This window comes from Flagellimonas abyssi, assembly GCF_019457905.1.
In the GTDB taxonomy this organism is placed as follows: domain Bacteria; phylum Bacteroidota; class Bacteroidia; order Flavobacteriales; family Flavobacteriaceae; genus Flagellimonas; species Flagellimonas abyssi.
The window spans coordinates 18,312-41,482 of the sequence record NZ_JAHZSV010000024.1 but is presented as its reverse complement, the minus strand read 5'-3'; the positions used below and the strand labels follow the sequence as shown (position 1 = coordinate 41,482).

Below are 23,171 nucleotides of genomic sequence, written 5' to 3'. Positions count from 1 at the left end.
CTATTTATTTAAAAAATAAAAATTAAGAAAAATGAAGACATTAAAAGATTTATTTGAACATCAATTAAAGGACTTGTACAGTGCGGAAAACCAATTGTTGGATGCCCTTCCAAAAGTCATGCAAAATGTGAATGACAGCGAATTGAAGAACGCCATTGCATCCCACAAGGAAGAAACCCAAAAGCACAAGGAAAGAATCAAGGAAATCTGCACAGAAATTGGAATTAATCCTTTCGGAGAAGAGTGCAAGGCCATGAAAGGGCTCATTGAAGAAACAGCGCATTTTCTAGAAGAAGATGCAGATAGTGATGTTAGGGATGCAGGAATTATTGCAAACTGCCAACGCATTGAGCATTATGAGATTTCAGGGTATGGAACTGCGGTAAAATTTGCAAAGCAATTGGGGCTCAATGATATTGCCAGCAAATTGCAGACTACATTGGACGAAGAATATGATGCAGATGAGAAGATGGACAAGCTTGCCGAAAATAGGATTAATGAGGAAGCAAAGGCCTAGACTTCCATAAATTGATTTGTAGGCGGACCCTTATGTCCGCCTTTTTTTTTGCAGTCTACCTGCCATAGTCCTATCAGCTTGAATCAGAAGTACCACGGATAGTATGAATATATGTTCCAATTGAAAAAGCTTGGCCTACCGCTTTTTCCGGGTGAAAGACTTTTCAGTGAATTTATAATAGAAATAGATCATTGTACCGTTCAAAAGCATAGAAATTCCATTTGTGATAATGATTGGCCAATCTTTTTGGATCAAACCGTAAATCGTCCATAGTATTACTCCGGCAAGTATGGCAAAAAACATCCAGACCGATACATCACCCACACTTTTGCTATGATACGCCTTTACAATTTGGGGCACTGCACCTATTGTGGTAAAAAAGCCTGCAAGAATGCCTATAATCTCTACCCATTCCATTACCTAGAAATTGACAGTTTCTGGAAGAATTCATTCGGAACTTTGGAGCCGGTTGTATAAAATTCTGATTCTTTCGATTTTTCCGGTAGGCTCTTATACATAACATAGAGAAACCGTAAAAATATTGAAGAAGCCCTGCTATGAACATTCTTAAACAAGAAGCGGCTGGCCAAAGAGCCGTTTAAGCAATCTCCGCCCGAGTGGTGTGATAGCCGTATTAAGTGATTCTGATCAATGGCCTTCATAATTTTGTTCAATAGATTTGGTTCCTCATTAAAGGTGCTTTAAATATTTGGTAGCTTTCCATCCATCCGCAAGCGGCTCCTTTTGGGAAAGCTATATTGACAATAATGCCTAGCTTTAGTTTAAAACTACCAAATATTGCAGAATACAACGGCTACGGTCTTCCATCGAAAAAGGAAAGGGCAATGTGCGCCCGCCCCTTCTACAACCAACTAACGAAAAACACTATTATGCCTTAGTTAAATTCCTATAGCATTCCTCATAGTAATTCGAAGTAGACCATCACTGGAATATTTAAAGCGCTTTGTTTGATTAATTATGTGGTCTATTCGACATGCTTTAGTTCAGTGCACTTTGATTGCTTGCCAAAAGCATTGTCGGAAGTTTCAATATTTTGTTTTTGCTAACCATTTTTTTATACATTTAAATTGAAGGTTTCCTTCCGGGCAGAAAATAAAAAAGGAACCGTCCCTCTATCATTGCTCATCTCCATCTGGAGTTATTTCGCTAAGTCCAAATCAAATTCCCTATAGGAGATACCTGCGGCCAAATCCACCGAAACAACTGTGCACCTACCATTCCGATTATGAAACTGGAGTATGCAATCCCCTTTGAGTCTCGATATACTTCCCCAAAGTTTGGTGTTAGGCGTGTTGAGTTAATGGTGTGTGGCTTGCATATTATTTCTTTTATAGGGCTAAAAATAGGTTTACTGTAGAGTCTATTGGCTCATTTTGAAACTAGACTGCCTCTTCAGAATTGAATTCTTCTTTAATTAAAGTCCTTTCCTTTAAAGGCTTGTTCATGGTGGGGGCGACTTTTTTACGAACAGTCCCAACTTTGGCATATTGTTTATTTTTCATGATAGTAGAATTAGTTATTTAGCGTTAGTTCAAAGATGCCGGAATTCTGGCCGGATATGTTATACAATTTTTCGAATTTATTGTACAATTCCACTAAAATGAGAGTTTTATACGTGGCCATTGTATTTCTTGACCTAATTACAATGTTAATAGATAGAATAAAGGAATTCAAAAGAAATAAAAAGCACGACCCTTAGTCGTACTTAATGTGAGGAATTGTACTTTTAAATGTATCGACAATTTCCTTTAACCTTACTTATTTTCACCTATTTTTAGGGTGATTTTGTCATGGTCCGTTTCCATTTTATTGGTATAAATCATTGTTCGTAATTGTTTTTTTTTTGCAAACTATACATTCAATCAAATCCAAAATGCATTCGTATTTGCGGGCCCCTGCCATTTAAAGATTCAGTAATGCCGAAAACAACCTAGGCGTTTAAACTTTGCCCTTTATGTTTGCCCTCCATGGTTTCCTCCACAATTTTCTGTATAAATGCAGGTAAATCGTCAGGATTTCTACTGGTTACCATGCCTTGGTCCACAACAACCTCTTGGTCCAGCCAATTGGCTCCTGCGTTGATGATATCTTGCTTAATACTTTTATAGGAAGTTGCTTTTCTATTTTGCAAAACGCCCGCATCAATCAACAACCAAGGTGCATGGCAAATGGCAGCAACCGGCTTACCCTCTTGGAAAAAGGCCCGAATAAATTGAATGGCATCCTTGTTGGTGCGCAACATATCGGGATTCATGACTCCTCCAGGCAACACCAAACTATCATAGTCTGATGGGGCTGCATTGGCCAAGGTCATGTCCACCAATATGCTTTCACCCCAATCCTTTTGGTCCCAACTTTTTATAAAGCCACTCTCTGGGGCGATGACATGTACTTGGGCACCTTCCTCCTTTAACGCGTTCAATGGTTCAAACAGTTCAGATTTCTCAAAGCCATGGGTTGCTACAATTGCGATTTTTTTATCTTCTAATCTCATGTTTCAATAATTTCTTGTTAATATTCTTTCATTTTTCCCTTTTCTCTTACGGAGCTGGTGTTCCAGATTATTAATCGATTCAGTAATCGAATTTTCAAAATTCTCGTGGCTTGCCTCTGCGAACAATCTTGGTCCGGGAAGGTTCAAGCGTATATTACAGATGTTGCCAGTACCGGGGGAAGACGTATTCTCATACTTAAAAAAAACATCGGCACGAAGAATTATATCAAATTTCCTTTTTAGGTACTCCAGTTTCTCTTTTGCCAATTTTTCCAGTCGGTCACTTTGTGCAACATCGTGGTATTCGTAAATAATTTGCATAACTGTTTAATAATGATTTGTACTGTAAAAGAATAATATGGGAATATGTTCAGGTTAATCGACCTGAAAGCATGAAGTATGGATTCATAAAGTTTTTACATGGCTTTCACCATTTTAACTACAGCATCAAGTAAATCATGCAATAAACTTACCGTTCATTGTTTGGAAGTTATCTTACCTGGGCTGCGAGGTTACATATCTCTACTTCGGAAATCCAAATTATTGATATTTGCCATGTGGTAACTAATCAAACGGTTCAATGACATGATAAAGCCCATTTCCCTGACCTCTCTGGCATACTCCTTTTGCGTTGCTATTTCGTTGAGGTTCTCTATAATCTCCTGGACTATTGAATCTTTAGTATTTCCTGGATTAATATTCAGACTCCGTAATGATTCGCTAACCCGTTCCTCATTGTTACAACTAAATTTTACATATTTCATCAAAAGTTGTTGTATCCGTTCGGACAGAAAACTTATGTCGCTACCATTAAAATAGTGATTGACTTGTTTTGAAATGGCATACAAGTTACTTAATTCCTTTCCTAATAATTCTTCCTTGTTCATTGTCTTTAATTTTCGTGTGGTAGCAAATTGGTCATCCAACAATTGTCAGTACTTTACCCTAATAATCATGTAAAAACCATCACTTGTATTTAGACCAAGATCAGTCCATTATTAGCTGAATATTTACAGTTTGACCAAACCCTACTTTACATCTTCCAATCTCTTGATCTTATTCAGAGTCGCTGCAATCCAATCTCGCTGTTCCCTAATGATTTGGGCAGTTTTTGCAGGCAAAGCAGTATTGGCCAGCACATCATTGTACTCCTCTATAGCAGCTTTGTCTCCTCGAATGGCCTCTTCCAACATGGCTTCATCGTTGTCTCCCGAAAAAAATGCCTTCACATCCATCCAAGTCCTGTGCATAGCTCCTGTGGCACTACCGCTTACATCTTCGCGGGTATCCAATTCCGGTACAGAAGATTTTAATGCAACCAGAAAAGTTCTCCTTTCCTCGGATTTGGTGCGAAAATAGTTTTTCAGTCCAATGGCTTCGGCATTTTCGGCCGCCTTTTCATAGCCCTTTATGGCATCTTCATTTTTCTGGATAATGTCATTTATACTATCCTCGATTTCTTTTATATCCTTATTCATAGTATTAAAATTTGCGGTAACAAATATGCCTACCGTTTAGCATCTACCTTAAAATTACTTCTCAAGTTTCTATTTGTTTGATGCAAAGAATAATCTTGTGGACTCAATACGTTTTGGTAGTGTTTGTTTATACCCTTAAATGCTTACAGTTAATTTTTTACGGTTTGAAGTCATTCGACCAAATGTCGTTTTATTAGTTTTCCAGTTTACCTGTGGTGTAACACGACAAACTATGTACAGAACCAGAGAAATAAGATGGTTTTTTCAAAATGAAAAAGAGCAATTTGCACATCTGTTCCAACAACTCAATTGCACATCAACCAACACACGGACCGATTTTTACCTCGATCTCAACAATGTGGATATTGGCATTAAGACTCGAGAAGGGAAAATTGAAATAAAGCATCGTGTGGGCTCAAGGGCATATGGTGGGCTCAACGATAACATTTGGGGCTGTTTTGATGAGTTCATAAAATGGAGCTTCAATGTGGAGGAGAAAGATTCAGTGTTAACCAACATAACTGATTTTCAACATTGCGATTGGATTCCGGTCCATAAAGAACAAAAACTTGTGCAGTTAACTCAGGAAAATGGTGCAATTGAGCCCAAATCCATTACCGAAGAACTGGATTTTGGATGTCAAGTAGAGTATACAACCGTTAAAATTTATGAAGAAGTGTGGCACACCTTTGCCTTGGAATGGTTTGGGGATGAATGCCTGAAACTGGACGGAACCATCATTGCAGAAATGATGGGTTCTGCTTATCTAGATATCAAGGATTCCTTTGGCTACGCCCATTTTTTGACGAAATTTTCACAACTGAATCAAATAGATTTCCTATAAAGGAGCAATTATTCAGAGATGGCCCAGCGGACCGCTCCTTGAAATAAACACAATAGCTACATAGAACCTTATTAACCAAAACTAAAGTATAATGAATCTACAAGTTAGCATATATACCAAAAGAGCGTTAACAGGAGGCGGAATATCTTTGGTCATTATTTTAACGGGCTCTTTTCTTTTGGGCGAACTTAGCGGGTACGAAGCCAAAGTGTTGATTAAAAATTCGCTCTCAGGTCTAAATATGCTTTGCAATACTGTTGTACTTGCTTCCGCCACAACTCTTACTTTATTACTGACTCTTTTAGGGTTGAGTTCTGGAACCAAATCCAAATTAAAAGATGACCATTATCTGCATGTACTCCAGATTGCAAAGTTCGATACCATTATTTTTATAGCGGCATTGATGTCATTTCTGCTTTTCAACCTACCCATTACCGAATCGGACAATGTACCCAATAATTGGTTTAATATTATATACTATTCAAGTTTAGCCATATCAAGCTTGTTGAGCGCGGGATTGATCGTTGTTGTCCTAATGCTATATAATACGGTGGTGAACATCATTAAAATAGTAGGTTTGGGGAAAACCGACCATTATCTTACAGTCAGCGAAGACGAAAAAACCGGTAATGAAAAAAGCAATAAAAACAATTGAGAATATACCGAAATCAATGGCATACCTCAAACATTCCTGGCAAGAATGGATTATAGGTCACAATTTAACATCCAGTTAATTCCGTATTTATCGGTAAACCTGGCAAACAAAGCATTCCATTCTCGCTCGCGAAGCTCATGATGAACCTTACCTCCTGATGAAAGTTGTTCAAAAATCTCTTGGGCCTTTTGCTTTTTGTCCACATCAATGCTCAAATGAATTTTTGTGCCATCCATCAAAGGTGTGTCGGGAGCAGCATCATATGCCATAAAATCCACCCCGTTACCTTTCAATTCAGCGTGTTGCAAGCGGTCTCTGTATTCATCGGGAACATCAATTTTTCTATCGGCATAGGTCTGTCTGTTTTTTATTTCTGCGCCCAGACAGTCTGCATAAAAATCAAGAGCTTCTTGGCAATTGCCTCTAAAGGCTAAATATGCTTGTACTTTCATAACTTATATTTTGTTCTCGTAAACGTATTATATTTTTTCTAGGGAAATTGCCTTGAACAAACTTCTTCTTGATGCAAACAACTCGAATATTTAATATAAAGAATTGAGAAAATATGCTTGAAAAATTAATGTGTTAAAAGGAATGATTACGTATTGAATTCCTTCGAATTCCTTTAAGTCGCAAAACGAAACCGGCCTATTTTTCACCTAGTTTTCAAATACATCCTCGACACTATGTTTTTTAGATAGGGTGTCATCCGGTAGAATAGTTTCATTATCATCGTGAATATAGAGGTTCTTTGATAGCTCGAACAGGTGTGCTTCTGTTTCATAAAAATGCATCATATATCCACCAGTATTCACAAAAACCACAAAATCACCGATTTGAGGTAGATTGGGGAAGGATAGCTTCCTTTTGAGGATTACATCTTGTTCAAGACAATAGGCCCCGGTAAAATAGAGTTCTATGTTATTCTCTGTTTCTATCGGGTCTGAATAAATAATGTATGGGTCCAAAAGAAAATCGGCACTCGAGCTTTTTAACTGGCTCATGTTCATATCCAACCCAACCAGCCAATTGTTTTCAGCGTCCTTTTTCCTGTGCACCACCTTGGCAATGGTAAGGCCCACTTGATTTAATAATGAACGACCCGGTTCTATTCGCAATTGGATGTTTTCATTCCTCACATATTCTAAAACCGGTTTATCGCCTGGTCGTTTATACGTAAGGATACGTTCCAAAAACTCAGGACCATTGATTTGATTGAAATAGGGATAAGTATTAAGTTTTCCAGTTATTCCGTTTTCTTGGAGATTTTTTTTAAAGCCCAGACCATTATTTTTAAAGGTAACTGGTGCATCTTTCTCCAATACAGCTTGCTGCAAACGTTCTTGAAATTGTTCCCATTCCTCTTTTGATTCCAAATAATTCATCAATATGCCGCCACCAATATCAATAAACGAGATCTTGGTGGCCGCAATGTCAAATTCCTCTATAACATCCAAGGTTTGTAAAATTGCTTCGGCCCTTTGCTCAATGGAATATCCATCTAAATGAAAGTGAAATCCGCAGAGCAACAAGTTCTTAGATTTTAACCGGTCTCCCAGCCATCCCTTGAGTTTGTCCCTTTCCATATCGATGTCAAAACCAAACCTACTGTATAGCTTTTGGCCATTTATGTTAAATCCACTTAACCGAATCCCAATATGGGCTATGCGATCCATTTCTTGGGCCACGTGCTGGACCAATTCGAGCTCATCGTAATTGTCAATGATGATGGAAATATTGTTCTTTACGGCCAATTCCATCAGCGGTAGTGTTTTTATGGCGGCGGTCAGCACCAAATTTTCCGCATTGCCGCCCAATGCCAAAGCCTCCTGCAATTCCCTGTAACTTGCGGTATCCACACCAACGCCATAGGACAAGGCCGCCTTAACCAAGCTTTTTGACTTGTTGGCTTTTCGTGCAAAATAGATTTGCCCATTTACTTCAAGTTTTTGGAATATATGTTGAAAGTCCTCAATGTTTTTGGTGAAGGATGGCAAGTGGTGCAAATTTATCGGGGAACCATAGATTTCCATTAATTTACCGATCTGTTCATGGTTATCCATGATTTTGTACATCCACGAACTGGTTATAGGGGTCAATGGGTTTGATCCTTCCGATTTTCTATACTTTTTTATTTTCTCTTCCATTTTCACGGTTTCAATTCCAATTTAACATTTCGCTCCATGATTCCTTTAGCCCAACTCGATGCCATATTGTTTCGGGTACGGGAAAGCGAATCGTTATCGTAGGTAATGCCTTCCGTTAAAGTTCCATATAAGGTAATCTTTGAATTGGTGGTGCCATTTTGAGCAACCACATTTCCTTTTTGATCAATTTCCGGGCAAGCCGTTCTGTAGGTGGTATGCTCACTGGTAATCAAATACTCACGAACCTCCCCTCTTTGGCGCATCCTGGTCAATAGTTTAGACCAATCTTTGCAGCTTGAGTTCGTGGGAATGCGGGCATCAATCAAGGTATCTACGTTGATGGGTGGTATTTGAGGTGTCTTTAGCCTCCAACCGTTGGAAACTGCCTTAATTTCAGGGTTTTGCGAATAATTCAAATTTAAAATTCCCGAATCAAGGAGCGCAATTATCTTTCTCATGTTCTCCAACGGTGGACCGTAAGAGATTCGGTTGAGTTGAGAGCGATATTTTTTATCAAATACCTCATGTGAATCCGGTGTCATTCCGCCAAAGCGATATATTCTGTTAAATGTTTCCCCTATCTGCCCCCATGTCATCGCAGCCGCCATGAACGGGCTTTTTTCAGACCCAAGTTCCGCTTGGCTCAACACATATTTAAAATATACCAAAGGTGTACGTTTTGTATTCGGGTCGCCAAAATCCACAGGACTGAAAAGATTGCCAAAATTGAACCTTGGCTCGCTTGGAAATTTACTGTGGAAATTTTCTATCTGCTTTTGAAGTGTTTCGGCACTTTCTCCCGGATCCAAGGTTAGACCGTAATTTTCAAAAAGCACCATATAATACCTGTACGTTATCTCCAATTTGAACAAAGGCAACATATGTTCTTCAAAACTGGGTTTACCATTGCCATCTAATTGATTGTAAACACTATCTTGAGTGAAATATACAGGTTTATATTCTTTTTTGCCCTCATGGGAAGACCGGGGAATCATGGGCAGTCCACTTCTGGAAAAGGCTAGGATTTGTTTTGGCTCTTTGCAGGATTTATGATATAGTAAAGCTCCATTATCCACGCAACTAAAGCGCCCACCCCTCCCCTCGGTCAAGGCCAATATCGTATCAATAAAAGTTAGGCCCATACCTTTAATCCCAACCATCGAATTTTCTGGAATTCCAGACATTTTCTGCTGGAGCGGGTAAACAAAAGGTATAGTACCGGGCTCGCTTTCAGCTCTAACCGCATTGTTTTGTTTGCTTTCCAACCTTCCTTTCCAACTGCAATGACCCGTGGTAAGTAATAGTTCATCAACATTTAACCTAGAATGGTATTCCGACTCGGGGTTCTGATATAGCAGACAGGTTTTTTCACCCATGGATAAAATATCAAAAACAGCAGCTTTATGTTTTTTGATTTTACAAAAGGAATTGCCAACTTCATATAGCTTTTCGAAACACTCCATGAGATAGGTGCCAACCACCCCCCTTGGTGCAAATGCATCAGCGACTTCTCGAATGGAACAATTCTTTCTTTTGGAGAACCACTCAGAAAATGATAGTTTTTCTACGGGCAATGGGTCAGGATATTCTTTGGTCCAAACATTGATGTTTCGGTTGGGGTAGTTCATCAACAGATAATCCGATTGAAGGGGATCATAGATTTTTCCCGCCCCAAAATTCCCGGTTTTTTCAAAAAGATGCACCTCCAGTTCTTTGGCAACATCCGAATTGTACAAATGAGACAATAATCTTTCGAAGGCAAACAAACCTTTTGGCCCCAAACCTACAATCGCGACCTTAAATGCTGACATGCTCATAAAGTCGTTTGTTGTTATTTACCTTTTTCTCTTGTGATGGATTTTTGATCGCTTTTCCCATTTCAATATGTTGTTTTACCCATTCTGGATTGTATATGGTATCCAGATAGCGCGCTCCCCTATCTGCAAACAACAGAACCGACCTTGAATTTTGTGGCAATCTGTGCCTGTACTTTTGGTAGGCAGCAAAAATACCTCCAGATGACCCACCCGATAAGATAGCCTCCTGTTCCAAAAGTTTTCGGCATCCCTCTACACATTCGGCATCGCTGACATGGATTACCTCAAACACCTTGTCCCTATCCAAAAAATGGGACGCTACACCTGCACCGTGCCCTGGTATTTTACGTTTTCCCACTTTATCCCCAAACAGTACACTTCCCACAGCATCCACGGCTATAATTTTTGTCTTCAATTTCTTGTTGCTGACATAATTTATACATCCCATAAGACTACCACAGGTGCTTGTGGCCACAAATAAATAATCCAAATTGTTATCCAAGGCTTGCATTATCTCGGTCATGGTTCTTTGGTACGCTTTCGGATTGTTCGGATTTTGGTATTGGTTCGTCCAAGCACTATTAGGTACCCTGGTCAACAATTTGTTCACCTTTTCCAGCCGTGCTGCTAAAAACCCACCTTCGGGATGCGGTTCATGTACTGTTACAATATTAGCGCCATAGGCACGGAGCAACTTTCGTGTATGCGGGTTTAAATTAACATCCACCACAACGATTAGGTTGAGCCCATGATAAAGACATGCTTGGGCCAGACCAATGGCCATGTTTCCAGAACTGCTTTCTATAATGGTGCCCCCGGGGCGTATTTCATCTGCATGTAGCATTTCAGAAATAATAAGACCTGCTGTCCGATCCTTCATACTTCCGCCTGGATTAAGTCCTTCCAACTTAACAAAAAGGGAATGACCATCATCAAGTTTTTTATTTATTTGGACCAGTGGTGTATTACCTACGGAATCCAAAATATTATCATATATTTTCTTTGTCATTTTTCTTTATTTAATGAGTGTTCACCACAATTGGTCGTTCGAGCAATAATGGAATCATTGGAAAAAGTAATATAAAACTAAGGTTGGCCTTAGCGTTATTCCACCAATTGTTACTCCAAAAAAATAAGGGGTATAGGGCAAATCATATTAAAGGTGATTCACAGATAAGGAAGAAGACTATAAACCACAAACACTATTTCATAAGCTCCCTTAAATGAATATGTATAAAAGTATACTTTGCAAAAATCAATAGACGGCATTGATCAGTTATGAACCATTGGCTGCCATCATTACAGAAATCATAATGCGATTGAGTATGGTCCCAATACAGTTTGAGAAAAAAATTGATTTCCATACCTATTGCCATCCCCTTTTACAGTAACTCCCTTTCCTTCGCAAATTATACGGTATTGATATCCTTGATTTGGGTTGAACTTTTTGGCCTGGGTCGCCAGTTTCATTCATATTGGTGTGTAAAGAAAATAATGGAGTTTTGAGGCAATAATTTATTTTATTTGTAAATCTTCAACTAAAAGTGGACCGGACTTGGTCTAAAGTTAAGTGATGGTTTTGTTATCTTCAAGGCTAGCCTTGAAGATGGATTCATTAACCATTTAAATCACTTAAAAATGACAAAGAAGAAGAAGAACACGGAATCAATCGTAAAGGACATCAAGAGAAAGACAAGGCGGAAGTTCTCCGCAGAGGAAAAGATCCGCATCGTACTGGAAGGGCTCAAGGGCGAGGAATCGGTATCCGGTATCTGTAGGCGTGAGGGTATTGCCCCGGCACTGTACTACCGTTGGAGCAAGGATTTTCTTGAAGCAGGAAAAAAACGACTTATGGGCGACACCATGCGTGAGGCCAATACCAGTGAGGTAAAGGAATTGCGTGGGGAGAACTCCCAGCTCAAGGAAACGGTGGCCGAACTGTTGCTCCAGAACCGTGTGCTCAAAAAAAGTACGAATGGCTTAGGGTAAAATGGAGGAAGTACATGCGATTTACCCAACAGGAGAAATACGAGATCATAAGGCTTGTGGAGACATCTGAAATAGGCGTGAACAGGACATTGAAGGAAATAGGGATAAACAAGAGCACCTTCTACAACTGGTACGGCAAGTACCTCGAAGGTGGCTTTGACGGACTTGCGCCCAACCATAGGGCGCGCAATACCTATTGGAACAGGATCCCCGACAAGATCAGGTCGGAGGTCGTGGAGATGGCCCTGGACTTCCCTGAGGAATCCTGCCGTGGACTTGCCTGCAAAATGACAGATGAGCGGGAATACTATATCTCGGAGAGCAGTGTCTACCGCATACTGAAGTCCAAGGGACTGGTGACATCCCCCGCCTTTGATACCATGGCGGCCTCACAGGAATACAGGGACAAGACCCAAAGGGTACACCAGATGTGGCAGACGGACTTTACCTACCTGAAGATCGTGGGGTGGGGCTGGTACTATCTCTCGACCATTCTGGACGATTACAGCCGTTATATCATCCATTGGGAACTCTGTCCCTCCATGAACGCCGGTGACGTGAAGAAAACGGTGGCAAGGGCATTGGAAAAGGTATCGTTGCCCAAGGGGCAGATGCCAAGGCTGCTGTCCGACAACGGGCCCTGTTACATCAGTGGCGAGCTGAAGGAGTTCATAAAGGAAAGGGAGATGGAACACATCCGGGGAAAGCCCAACCACCCACAGACACAGGGCAAGATAGAGCGTTACCACCGTTCGATGAAGAACATCATCAAACTGGACAACTATTATCTGCCGGGGGAACTCAAGGAAAGGTTGGAAGAGTTCGTGTACTATTACAACAACAGGAGATACCACGAATCATTGGACAACCTGACGCCGGCAGCCGTATATTTTGGGTTGGACAAAAAGATATTGGAAAACCGTAAATTGATAAAGAAAAGAACGATGCTCAAAAGAAGGAAAGAGCACCATAATCAAAAGTTGAAACTATAACTTAACTTTGGACCGGGCCAGTCCTAATTCGTTTGAAGACGTACACTTAGTTCTATCATAAACGGGGTGCCCAATATATGACTGAGAATATACCCGAGACTGGTCAGATAATCCTGACCAAGGATTTTATGAAAGCAAAGGGAACTGTTATATGATTTCATATTGAGTTCCCTTTGTCCATTTATGCAATTCACTTATCATTCATCATAAAAACTTTCCTTATTACAAACAACATTTTTCAGGATTGTTCTTTATGGGTTTTGTTAAGATACTTTTTATCTGTTAAATCCAAAATCATGGGGGTAATACTTGTCTTTCCACTTTTAATTGCCCATCGATCAGAACCCTCTTCTTCCGGTTCGATCGGAATAACCGTAAACCTGTAAACTGGTCTCCCTTTAGGATCTTTTTGGGCAATTACCTTACCATCATATTGGCGTACCGACTGTTTTGTCCATACAATCTCACCATTCGGAAACTGAGGAAAATTAATGTTGAGAAGTTCCGATTCCTTTATATTGATAACTTCATCCATGCCCGTTTGAATGAAGGGCTTTAACTTCTCAAAATCAGTTTCCGATTCACCAATTGATATACTCAAAGCTATACCACGTACTCCAAAGAGCACCGCTTGCCTAGCAGCTGAAAGTGTTCCTGAATGCCAGGCAGAGTTTCCTAGGTTCGATCCCAGGTTAATACCGGAGAGCACCAAATCGATATCTTCAAAAAGATGAAGGCCCAATGCTACACAGTCGGACGGGGTTCCACTAACCCTATATGCTTCAATATCACCAAAGTGGATGGGCGATGTTTTATATGTTATGGGTTTTGAGGAGGTTATGGCCTGGCCCATAGAGGATTGTTCCACATCGGGAGCCATTCCAATAACTTCACCATAGCGTGTTGCCTCTTGTGCCAAGCATAAGATGCCGGGACTATAAATACCATCGTCATTTGGGACCAAAATCTTCATTTCTTCCAGTTTTATTTAAAATTTACTAAAAATTGAAATTAAACCTCTTAACATGAGGTTAAAACCTGGTAAGATTATGCAATTAGATTAAAGATTTCTCCGAATGTAGCCAACAGTGGACCAATTAGAATTTAACTTCAATAAAAGTATGAGCCATAAAATAATATATAACCCCACGGCCGGAGACGAAAAGCATTCGCCTGAAAAGCTGATTGATTATTTTACCAATCAAGGAATTGATGTGGAATTAACATCAACGGACGATTCAGGTTGGAAAAAATCCTTAAAAAAATCATTGGATTCAATTATAGTGGCCGGCGGGGATGGTAGCGTTCACAATGTGGCCATTGAAATTTTGAAACAAGACAAAGACCATCCATTGATAGTGTGCCCATTGGGAACGGCAAATAATATTGCCAAGGTGCTCCACGGTCTTATACATAAACCGCAGGACATGGTCCATTTTGATGCCGGCAAAATTTCTGGAATCAAAGGAAAAAAGTATTTTATCGAAAGTCTGGGTTTTGGGGTATTTACACATTTTGTAACCGCAATAAAGAGTGAAAAAAACAAAGATCAGATCAAAACGGACAATACTCGAATTGTAAAGTTTTTAATGAATGTAGTGGACGAACACATACCTCAAAAAACTACTATCGCCATCGACAAAATAAAAATAAAAGGAAATTTTCTGATGGCGGAATTGTGCAATATCAAGTATATAGGGCCCAATTTAAACTTATCGCCCAAGAGTGTCCCTAATGATGGCTACTTTGACCCATGTATGGTTGCTGGCCATAAGAAAAAGGAGTTCAAAGAATTTTTGACCCGAACCTTTATTCAAAAATCAGTCAAAAAGGAAGAATCGAATGATCTTTTCCTGACAATACGGTGTAAAAAGGTGAAAATGAAATCGGAACACGCGCATTTTCATATAGATGATGAATTAGTCAATTACTCGGGGGAAAAGATAAAGGCACGTATTCTACCTAATAGGCTCAAAATGTCGCTTGACTCGGAATCTATGGGTAGACGTTTTCTGTAAATTGAGCCTCAACCACAAATAATGACTTAAAAAAGTTAAACGTTAATTCAAAACGGTTATTGGATCGTACGACATTGAACAATACGGTAATTTAGTTAGAAATACGTCAAGTATGATTGTTGAAACAGAGTATACAAATAGGACCAGTGGCAGGAATCCAAAAATAGTACGGAGCATCATGGAATTGCATTATAAGACATATCAAAAAATCAGAATCTATCTTGATAAGATTCAGTATGGCCATGATAACTTAACGGCGATTCTGAATCGAACCGCATTTTCAGATTGTGAAGCTCTTATAATGAAACGATTGACAGAGCTTCATCTCATGAAGGCTCAACTGGTGGAATTTTGCATCAATCCCAACAACTCTTTGCCCTATGTCCCATCGTGTCGTTGCGAAGCATTGATTCCATGGTATGGATCCAAAGACTTGTTCGCTCCAAGCAGTCCGTCCGGGTTTAAGAAAATACTTATTGAGGCCGATAAAGATATATTACGGGAGGCAGATTATATCATCTCCGATGAAAATGCGCCTCTTGATTTAAAAAAAATATTCATAAATCATAGCGTACGTTTCAAGAACATACAGGAAAGTAAATGTGCTTTTGAAAAGGAAGGGCAAGGTTGGGATTGAATCCTCTCTACCACTCGAAAGCATCAATTCTGTAATATTCTGGGCCGATACCCCTTAATAATTTTAAGTACGGCTGTTTCGGAAGGAGAAAAATATTGGGTCCCATCCGAATGGTTTTCAATATATGCAAAAGACTTTTTTATGGAACCATTCTCATAAGCGTAAACCAAATGCGGATGCACATAATGTGTTTTACAAACGTTTCTGGTATTTCCCAAGGCCTTTGCTGCCGTATCATAGGCCAACAGCAGGTTTTCCTGAATCTCCTTTTTGTTTGAGGCTATTCCGATATCCAGCAATGCATTAAAAAAAATTACAGTGGCGGCCCAAGTTCTAAAATCCTTGGCCGAAAAAAACTCCTTGCCTGCTATCTCACGCAGGTAATCGTTGACCATAGAACTGTCCAACGACTGTTTTTTACCATCTTCATCATAATATTTAAATAGCTCCCAACCCGGAATGTCCTCACAGAGACTTACCAACCGGATCAATTTTTTATTACGGACCGTTACAGCGTGTTTTTTGCCTTTTTTACCAACAAATTCAAACAACATTTTACTATTATGGATGTCCACATTTTTTTTTCGTAGTGTTGAAAGGCCGTATGATTCATTGCGTTTGGCATATTGTTCATTGCCGATCCTAATGTGGGTTTCTTCCATAAGTTTTATGATCAGGGCAACTACTTTGTTCTTTGGCCAATCTTTTTGTTTCAAATCCTTATTGACCTGTTTTCTAATGATGGGCAGCTGCTTTCCGAAGTCGGTCATCTTATAAAACTTCGTCTGATTTCGGATTTTGACCCATCTGGAGTGGTAACGATACTGTTTCCTGTTTTTTTCATCATACCCCACCGCTTGTATATGTCCATTTGGGAGATGAGTAATCTTTACGTTGTTCCATGCAGGAGGAATGACCAATCCTTTAATTCTTTTTAAATGTTTCTTGTTTTTTAGAGGTTTACCCTTCCATCTGTAGGTAAAACCTTTGCCCTTGCGTAATCTCTCAATAGTAAATTTTTGGTCGTCCACATACACAAGATTCAACTCCTCCAAAGCAGTTTCTGGAGCTTCCACTAGTTGCCGCAATACTTTTATTTGGGACATTGGAATATATCGTAAGAATTTAAAATTAATATGATTCCAATTATAAAATGTGCCTAAATGGATTGATTATTGACCCTTTGTGATAGTTTGGAACAAAGGTATTGTCCATAATGTGCAATAAATGAATCATTTGGGTCAAGAGAAGGAATTTACGATAAATACCTTTGCTACAAAATGGTAAAAAAGTCGGAAGAGAAAAATGAATGGAGGGGCTATTTTAATACAACAACATAAAAAATGGTTTCAGGGGGTTATCAAGGTAGCAGGCATCTCTTTGACCATTCTGGTTTTGGCTTCTTGCAATCAAGTGCAGAAAATTTCGGACATATTTGAGCCACCAACGGAAAGAGAAAAATACGAGCGCACATTTGATGAGAACGACACTCGTTTTATCGCGTGGAGAAATGCAGCCAAAAGAGCCTTGGGAGATACGCTCTCAATTTCTTTGCCCTATTCTGAAGTAGGTGCTTTTCCTTCTGACTTTAGTTTTGTGTATGGGTACGATACACAACTGCAGAACGGTCGTAAGCTGATAGTGTCCGTTACTTCCGAATCCGATAGTATAGATGCTTTTGTGGACATTTACCAATTCCCATACGATTTGGAAAATGAACCGTTGCTGAGCAAGGACACAAAAGTTTCAAATAAGGTGGAGTTCCTTGTAGAGGAGACAGGCGACTATAAGATTCTAGTACAGCCAAAAATTGGTCTTTCTTCTGATTTCCGAATGGATATAAACACCGAACCCACCCTTATTTTTCCGGTAGTCGATGTAGACACCAAAGTAATTCAGAGTTATTGGGGCGATGTAAGGGCTGGGGGCGCCCGCCGACATGAAGGGGTCGATATTTTTGCGCCAAGACTAGCGCCAGTAGTTGCCGTTAAGGAAGGGAGGGTGAGCTTTACGGGAGAAAGAGGGCTCGGCGGCAAACAAGTTTGGTTGAGAGAAGGCCTCTTTAATTCATCCTTCTATTACGCCCACTTGGATAGTATAAAAGTATCTTCTGGACAAAAGGTCAACGTAGGTGATACCTTGCGCTTTGTAGGGAATACGGGGAATGCCATAACTACACTGCCCCATCGTCATTTTGGCATTTACGGGGGCAATGGGGCCATAGACCCCCTACCATTCATAAAAAAAGAACAGAAAACCACCCCAGAACTAAAAAGCCCATTGCCCACAGGGCAAATAAGTTCAGCACTGGCCAATGTTCGGGAAGGCCCAAGTTTGGACAATGAAAAGATAATATCCCTAAAAAGAATGCACCCCGTCATTATTTTAGGAAAAACAGTCAATTGGTACCATGTGCTTCTCCACAATAACACCCAAGGTTATATTCACCACAGCTTGGTAACCGAAGGCTAAAAAAATTCTTAGGGATTATCTTTAAAACAAGTGGCCCAATTAAGTTGGTAAAGGATATTTACTCAATCTCAACTTTATGTACCAAGTAGTCCAATAATTTTTGCCATTGGTATTCTTGGAAACCCGCCCAACCAAATTCGGCAAGAAGCGTATTGATGAGTTTTCTATTGCCTGCTTCCTCCCCTTTATTGTTTATCGCTTCATTTTTGCCTATTTCAAGGGCATGGATTTCAGTCCCCTCTATGTGCACCTTAAATGTACTGGTTGCCTCATCTATAAAAAAGTGTTGCACTTCCTCATTACTATACCACTTATCCGCCGGACTTTGACTAGGACTTACCGTAAAACTGGCCATTTCCTTTTCATCTACCACGTTGGTAACTACCACCCAGTTCTCTGGAAATGGTCCTGGTAGTACTATTTTTATATAATCGTTTACACAGGGACTATCCGTAAATTTCTCAATGCCCCTAGATCCGTACAATTGAAAACTTGCCGTTATACCGGGTAGTTTGGACCAAAGGTTTACCTGAAACAATTTTTCCTTGGATTTTTTGAACAGTTCATGGACCACCTTCTTGTTCCCGAAACGGTTGAGGCTTCCATATGTTTTATCCTTGACCTTTTTGTGATTCATATTTTTGTTTGAAGATTGTTGTTGGCCCCGTCAAACAGTCCTGTTTATTGTGCTGGATGCCATAAAGCAAGTACAAGCTTAAATTTGGCTTAATCTTATGTTATCAATAATATCAACCACCAATGATTTCACCTCCATTGATATGCAATACCTGTCCGGTGATGTAACTACTGTCCTCACTGGCCAGAAAGACATAGGCCGGACCAACTTCAGATGGCTGCCCAACTCGCCCCATGGGAACATCTTTTCCAAACCCATCTAGTTCTTCTCGATCAAAGCTCGAAGGAATCAGGGGAGTCCAAATGGGTCCGGGAGCCACGGCGTTTACCCGAATTCCCTTTTTAGCTAGATTTGAAGATAGGCTTCTTGTAAATGAAACCACTGCTCCCTTGGTACTGGCATAATCGATCAAAGTGGCCTTGCCTCGATAAGCTGTTATGGAAGTTGTGTTGATGATTGAATCTCCTTTCCCCAAATGTTTTAGGGCAGATTGGGTAAGATAGAAAAAGGACAAAATATTTGTTTCAAAGGTTGTTCTAAGATTTTTAAGGCCAATATCTTCTAGCCTATCTTCCGGAAACTGCATAGCGGCATTATTGACCAGAATGTTAAGATTGCCAAAGTGGCTGACGGTCTTTTGGACAGCCTCATTGCAAAACTCTTCATCCTTGATGTCCCCTTTTATCAGCAAGCATTCACATCCCTCGTTCTTTACCAGTTCTTTGGTGGCTTCAGCATCGACATCCTCATTTAAATATAAGATGGCCACATGGGCTCCTTCCCTTGCAAAATGCATGGCAGCACTTCTTCCTATGCCGCTATCACCCCCTGAAATCAAGGCAACCTTACCCTGCAGCTTTTCACTTCCCTTGTAATCACTGCGTATGGAGATTGGCTGTTTTTCCATTTCGTGTTGATCTCCTGGCTGATTGTCTTGTATTTTTTCCTTTGTGATCATTTCTAAATAGTTTTAATTTTCAGGATATAACCTCCAGATTTTCTGGTCTTTTCCGTATGTTGGAAGTTAGGTAAGTCCACGATGAGTCCCTGTCTCGATGAGGATAAAAATTAGCTCATTAACAAACTCAAATTCCAGTTCATTATACTTTTTATGATTTAATGTGCTGTTTTGTCACAATAAGCATCTTCTCCAGAATGCTCTTCCAAATATTGAAAAGAGATATATATGGAACCATCTTCCGAAGGTGGATACCGAACTTCAAGTTACCGCGATACTCCGATCCAATTATTTTTAAAAATAAGATGCCCTAAAACATTGAATGTCATTTATTCTCCTTATCTTTCATCTATTAGATGTGGAAGTAGTAATACTTTTATCCCATTAAACCTTGTTCAGTCTTATGGTGCGTTAGGCAGCAATCTGGTAAAATTAATCGTGGACTTGCCCGCTTAAAGATTGTATGATTAATCCACATAGTCCAGAACGGGGTTTTGGAAATTTAAAAACGGATTACTTATTTTCAACATAACCTAACTAACTGCTAAGTTCTTGTTTTGCATGGACATATACTTAAGACGGTATGTGATTCTCAGCAAAACAGTAAAGTGTGCAGGAATTGAATATTTAAACATGTTCACGGATTTTGGCCGCTGTTCCTATCGGGGTCCATTACCATTTCTATTGCAACTTTTTGGAATTATGGAACTATACGTTACAGGTCCATTGATAAATTTTTAAAACATTAAGACGGACACTATGAATATATGCTCCAAAAATACTGTAAACCAATTCTTGAACATTTTACTTGCAGATGATGATGAAGATGATCGTGCATTTTTTCAAGAGGCCATGGAAGATATTTGCAGCAATACCAAGTTGTTTTTATTCGAGGATGGAGAGGGTTTAATGAAGTATCTCAGGCTCCCAACAACGATTTTACCCGATTTAATCTTTTTGGATTTGAATATGCCCATCAAAAATGGGATGCAGTGCCTCAAGGAGATTCGGCGAAATCCCTCCATGGACCAGTCCTTTATAACCATTTTCTCTACCTCCTGCTCTGAAAAGGATATTGAGGATACCTTTGTGAACGGCGCAAATATTTACCTGACCAAGCCCAATAGCTTTTGTAAATTGCGGGAGTCCATACAAAAGGTCTTGGAAATCAAACATCAATACCCTGCCTCCCAATTCAATCGGGATAACTTTTTACTGCGGTTATAAGTCAAATTTAAAAGTATAGATGTGCAGAGGCTGCTGCAACGGATTCAAATATCCATGGACTGGAACCTAAATGATATTGAAGTACACCCAACTAACAATAACATGGTGATTTGTAAGAAAACCTCCAATACCCAAGGAGTAAAAATTACTTGCTGAAATCCATCAAATCTATCTTGATCTGGTTTGTTGATGGTATTGCACAACTTTTTAATTGAATTGGGTCACAGCACCATCCGGAATGTAGGTAATTTTAAACTCATTCTATAACCATGCAAATACCAAATCAAAGACTCAAGAATCAGACCTGCATCGTGACCGGTTCAAGTTCTGGGATTGGAAAAGCGGTTGCTAAATCCTTGGGGTTGGAAGGAGCCAATATGGTGGTGAATTACCATAGCGGAAAAAAAGAAGCGGAGGAAGTCGCAGATTGGATCAACAATGAATCCCGTTGTGGCTCAGCTATAGCTATTAAATGCGATGTAAGCAGCGAAAAGGATGTGAAGGAAATGTTCAAAAAAACAATATCACATTTTGGGACTGTCGATGTGTGCGTGGCAAATGCGGGCATCCAAATAGACCATCCCTTGCACGAAATGCCGTTAAAGGCATGGCAAAAGGTGATCGACGTGAATCTTACCGGTCAGTTTTTATGTGCGCGGGAAGCCCTTAAGGAATTTTTGAGACGGGGCATGCGCAAGGAAGTATCCAAATCGTTGGGAAAAATAATACACATGAGCTCTGTGCACGAAGAAATACCTTGGGCAGGCCATGCCAATTACGCCGCATCAAAAGGGGCCTTGTTGATGCTGATGGAGAGCATCTGTCAAGCCTATGCACATAAAAAAATAAGATGTAACAGTATAGCTCCCGGTGCCATCAAAACGGATATCAACAAGGAGGTTTGGGTGGATGAAAAAGAAAAGAAAGAATTGCTCAAACTCATCCCTTACAAAAGAATAGGAATTCCCGAAGATATTGGAAGTGTAGCATGTTGGTTGGCATCAGACGAATCTGAGTACGTGAATGGAACCACAATTTTTGTGGATGGTGGAATGACATGCTATCCAGGTTTTTCAACAAATGGATAATGCAATAGCAATAATGGAAATAGCAACAAAGTGCAAATCACATAGCACAGAGCAAAGAAGGGAAATTCCTTTTCATTTTAGGAAATGAAACCTTTGTCATAAATAAAAAGTGGATGATGCTGGGAGAATATAAATGTATTACCAAAAATCAGCGGCATGATTCTTATCTGATTGTCCATTATTTAATTGCAAGTCCACACTGGACTTACTACATCTATTGAAATGCTAAATAAGCACTAATTGGCCCGAAACAATACAAAGGCGTATCCTTTATTTGGGTTAAAGTAAGTTTGTTCGATGTGCATTTGCGACTCCTGGGCAATTCCTTCTATATCCTTCCAAAAAAACTTTTTGGAAATTTCTGTATGTATCGCTTCGAAAAGATTAAAAGCAACGGAAAAGCCATCGGAAAATTCTACTATCTGCTTTTTCAAACTAACTATTTGACTGGACGCAACGCCTGTCAATGGATTGTAATAAGGAAAGTGATCAAAGTGTTGGATGTTAAAATTAGCCCCTAGCTCCCTATTCATTCTTTTTAACAGGTTAAGGTTGAACTCTTTGGTAAGGCCTTTATTATCGTCATATGCGGCGAGAATTTTTCTGGGATTTTTTACCAAATCGAAAGCCACCAAAAAACAATCATCTTCCCTCAACCTAGATTGTATAAACCGAAAGAAACCATATATCTCGGTTGTATTGTAATTACCGATATTGGCGCCTAAAAATAAAACCATTCTTCCATAAGATGTTTCGGGAAGGGATTGGTAGGTTTCAAAATAATCACCAACAATACTTTTATAATCCACCTGTGCAATTTCTCTTCGGATTTCCTTCTCATTAATGTCCAAAACATGATCGGAAATATCCATGGCAACATATTCCATAGCACCAAAATAGGGTTGGAACTGCTTGAGCATATGCTTGGTTTTAGTTCCATCCCCCGCACCTAGTTCCACAATTTGCAAACAAGGATGTCGAGCGGAGAGATCTTGGGCGATTTGGTCACTACTATTTTCTATAATCTGCATTTCACAACGGGGAAGATAGTATTCCTTCAACTGCATTATGTCCTGGTACAATGCATTTCCCCTGGAATCATAAAAATAGCGAGAGGAGATTTCTTTCGGGGTTTTCCCAAGCCCCTCCTTTACATGTTCAAAAAATTCCCCCATTTTCC

23 protein-coding genes and 1 pseudogene are annotated in these 23,171 nt (G+C 39.7%); 9 read left to right on the top strand and 15 right to left on the bottom strand.

Annotated features, from left to right (window positions below; all coding sequences use genetic code 11):
• The first annotated feature begins 31 nt into the window (after positions 1-31).
• Positions 32-517: a YciE/YciF ferroxidase family protein gene (locus K1F36_RS15075; RefSeq protein ID WP_220114588.1), complete on the top strand. Its 486-nt coding sequence runs from the start codon at positions 32-34 to the stop codon at positions 515-517.
• Positions 518-652: 135 nt separating this feature from the next.
• On the opposite strand, the gene K1F36_RS15070 is transcribed toward K1F36_RS15075, so the two are convergent.
• From K1F36_RS15070 to K1F36_RS15050, 6 genes are all read right to left on the bottom strand, one after another.
• A complete protein-coding gene (locus tag K1F36_RS15070) occupies positions 653-934 on the bottom strand; it encodes a SemiSWEET family sugar transporter (RefSeq protein ID WP_220114587.1) in 282 nt (93 codons plus the stop codon).
• 983 nt (positions 935-1,917) lie between these two features.
• A complete protein-coding gene (locus K1F36_RS20190; protein WP_258539094.1) occupies positions 1,918-2,040 on the bottom strand; it encodes a hypothetical protein in 123 nt (40 codons plus the stop codon).
• Positions 2,041-2,468: 428 nt separating this feature from the next.
• Complete coding sequence (locus K1F36_RS15065; protein WP_220114586.1) at positions 2,469-3,032, bottom strand: type 1 glutamine amidotransferase domain-containing protein; 564 nt, start codon at positions 3,030-3,032, stop codon at positions 2,469-2,471.
• A gap of 3 nt (positions 3,033-3,035) precedes the next feature.
• Positions 3,036-3,353 (bottom strand): ribosome hibernation-promoting factor, HPF/YfiA family, encoded by a 318-nt coding sequence (hpf, locus tag K1F36_RS15060; protein ID WP_220114585.1) that lies wholly within the window; start codon positions 3,351-3,353, stop codon positions 3,036-3,038.
• Positions 3,354-3,544: 191 nt separating this feature from the next.
• Positions 3,545-3,919: a DUF892 family protein gene (locus K1F36_RS15055; protein WP_220114584.1), complete on the bottom strand. Its 375-nt coding sequence runs from the start codon at positions 3,917-3,919 to the stop codon at positions 3,545-3,547.
• Positions 3,920-4,060: 141 nt separating this feature from the next.
• A complete protein-coding gene (locus K1F36_RS15050; protein WP_220114583.1) occupies positions 4,061-4,510 on the bottom strand; it encodes a ferritin-like domain-containing protein in 450 nt (149 codons plus the stop codon).
• A 232-nt stretch (positions 4,511-4,742) separates the two neighbouring features.
• On the opposite strand from K1F36_RS15050, the gene K1F36_RS15045 reads away from it, so the two are divergent.
• Positions 4,743-5,354 carry a hypothetical protein gene (locus K1F36_RS15045; protein WP_220114582.1) on the top strand — a complete coding sequence of 204 codons (612 nt, stop codon included), beginning with the start codon at positions 4,743-4,745 and terminating at the stop codon, positions 5,352-5,354.
• A gap of 91 nt (positions 5,355-5,445) precedes the next feature.
• Entirely contained in the window at positions 5,446-6,009 is a 564-nt protein-coding gene (locus K1F36_RS15040) for a hypothetical protein (RefSeq protein ID WP_220114581.1), read from the top strand.
• Between the two features lie 50 nt (positions 6,010-6,059).
• On the opposite strand, the gene K1F36_RS15035 is transcribed toward K1F36_RS15040, so the two are convergent.
• From K1F36_RS15035 to sbnA, 4 genes are all read right to left on the bottom strand, one after another.
• On the bottom strand, positions 6,060-6,461 hold the full coding sequence (locus tag K1F36_RS15035; RefSeq protein WP_220114580.1) for a VOC family protein: 402 nt from the start codon (positions 6,459-6,461) through the stop codon (positions 6,060-6,062).
• A 207-nt stretch (positions 6,462-6,668) separates the two neighbouring features.
• Positions 6,669-8,156 carry a type III PLP-dependent enzyme domain-containing protein gene (locus K1F36_RS15030; RefSeq protein WP_220114579.1) on the bottom strand — a complete coding sequence of 496 codons (1,488 nt, stop codon included), beginning with the start codon at positions 8,154-8,156 and terminating at the stop codon, positions 6,669-6,671.
• Between the two features lie 2 nt (positions 8,157-8,158).
• Positions 8,159-9,973, bottom strand: a complete 1,815-nt coding sequence (locus K1F36_RS15025; protein ID WP_220114578.1) for an FAD/NAD(P)-binding protein — start codon at positions 9,971-9,973, stop codon at positions 8,159-8,161.
• The gene (gene sbnA / locus K1F36_RS15020; RefSeq protein ID WP_220114577.1) at positions 9,954-10,982 is read right to left on the bottom strand and encodes a 2,3-diaminopropionate biosynthesis protein SbnA; all 1,029 of its coding nucleotides are present in this window, start codon (positions 10,980-10,982) and stop codon (positions 9,954-9,956) included. Before sbnA ends, K1F36_RS15025 begins: the two co-directional genes overlap by 20 nt.
• 629 nt (positions 10,983-11,611) lie before the next feature.
• Between sbnA and K1F36_RS15015 the strand changes: the two are divergent.
• Positions 11,612-12,954 (top strand): annotated as a pseudogene (locus K1F36_RS15015) (IS3 family transposase).
• Between the two features lie 238 nt (positions 12,955-13,192).
• Here K1F36_RS15015 and surE read toward each other — a convergent pair.
• Positions 13,193-13,927 carry a 5'/3'-nucleotidase SurE gene (surE, locus tag K1F36_RS15010; RefSeq protein ID WP_220114576.1) on the bottom strand — a complete coding sequence of 245 codons (735 nt, stop codon included), beginning with the start codon at positions 13,925-13,927 and terminating at the stop codon, positions 13,193-13,195.
• Positions 13,928-14,075: 148 nt separating this feature from the next.
• Here surE and K1F36_RS15005 point away from each other — a divergent pair, with 148 nt between their 5' ends.
• A complete protein-coding gene (locus K1F36_RS15005; RefSeq protein WP_220114575.1) occupies positions 14,076-14,972 on the top strand; it encodes a diacylglycerol/lipid kinase family protein in 897 nt (298 codons plus the stop codon).
• 112 nt (positions 14,973-15,084) lie between these two features.
• A complete protein-coding gene (locus K1F36_RS15000; protein ID WP_220114574.1) occupies positions 15,085-15,609 on the top strand; it encodes a hypothetical protein in 525 nt (174 codons plus the stop codon).
• Between the two features lie 23 nt (positions 15,610-15,632).
• Here K1F36_RS15000 and K1F36_RS14995 read toward each other — a convergent pair whose 3' ends face one another.
• Positions 15,633-16,715 (bottom strand): DNA topoisomerase IB, encoded by a 1,083-nt coding sequence (locus K1F36_RS14995; protein WP_220114573.1) that lies wholly within the window; start codon positions 16,713-16,715, stop codon positions 15,633-15,635.
• 199 nt (positions 16,716-16,914) lie between these two features.
• On the opposite strand from K1F36_RS14995, the gene K1F36_RS14990 reads away from it, so the two are divergent.
• The gene (locus tag K1F36_RS14990) at positions 16,915-18,081 is read left to right on the top strand and encodes a peptidoglycan DD-metalloendopeptidase family protein (protein WP_220114572.1); all 1,167 of its coding nucleotides are present in this window, start codon (positions 16,915-16,917) and stop codon (positions 18,079-18,081) included.
• A 58-nt stretch (positions 18,082-18,139) separates the two neighbouring features.
• On the opposite strand, the gene K1F36_RS14985 is transcribed toward K1F36_RS14990, so the two are convergent.
• Positions 18,140-18,718 (bottom strand): hypothetical protein, encoded by a 579-nt coding sequence (locus K1F36_RS14985; protein ID WP_220114571.1) that lies wholly within the window; start codon positions 18,716-18,718, stop codon positions 18,140-18,142.
• Between the two features lie 112 nt (positions 18,719-18,830).
• Positions 18,831-19,676 carry an SDR family oxidoreductase gene (locus tag K1F36_RS14980; protein ID WP_220114570.1) on the bottom strand — a complete coding sequence of 282 codons (846 nt, stop codon included), beginning with the start codon at positions 19,674-19,676 and terminating at the stop codon, positions 18,831-18,833.
• Between the two features lie 795 nt (positions 19,677-20,471).
• On the opposite strand from K1F36_RS14980, the gene K1F36_RS14975 reads away from it, so the two are divergent.
• Together K1F36_RS14975 and K1F36_RS14970 are read left to right on the top strand one after the other, a co-directional pair.
• Entirely contained in the window at positions 20,472-20,903 is a 432-nt protein-coding gene (locus K1F36_RS14975; protein ID WP_258539091.1) for a response regulator, read from the top strand.
• Positions 20,904-21,172: 269 nt separating this feature from the next.
• A complete protein-coding gene (locus tag K1F36_RS14970) occupies positions 21,173-21,991 on the top strand; it encodes a glucose 1-dehydrogenase (RefSeq protein ID WP_220114568.1) in 819 nt (272 codons plus the stop codon).
• Positions 21,992-22,227: 236 nt separating this feature from the next.
• On the opposite strand, the gene K1F36_RS14965 is transcribed toward K1F36_RS14970, so the two are convergent.
• Positions 22,228-23,166: an L-histidine N(alpha)-methyltransferase gene (locus K1F36_RS14965; protein ID WP_220114567.1), complete on the bottom strand. Its 939-nt coding sequence runs from the start codon at positions 23,164-23,166 to the stop codon at positions 22,228-22,230.
• Positions 23,167-23,171: the final 5 nt, after the last annotated feature.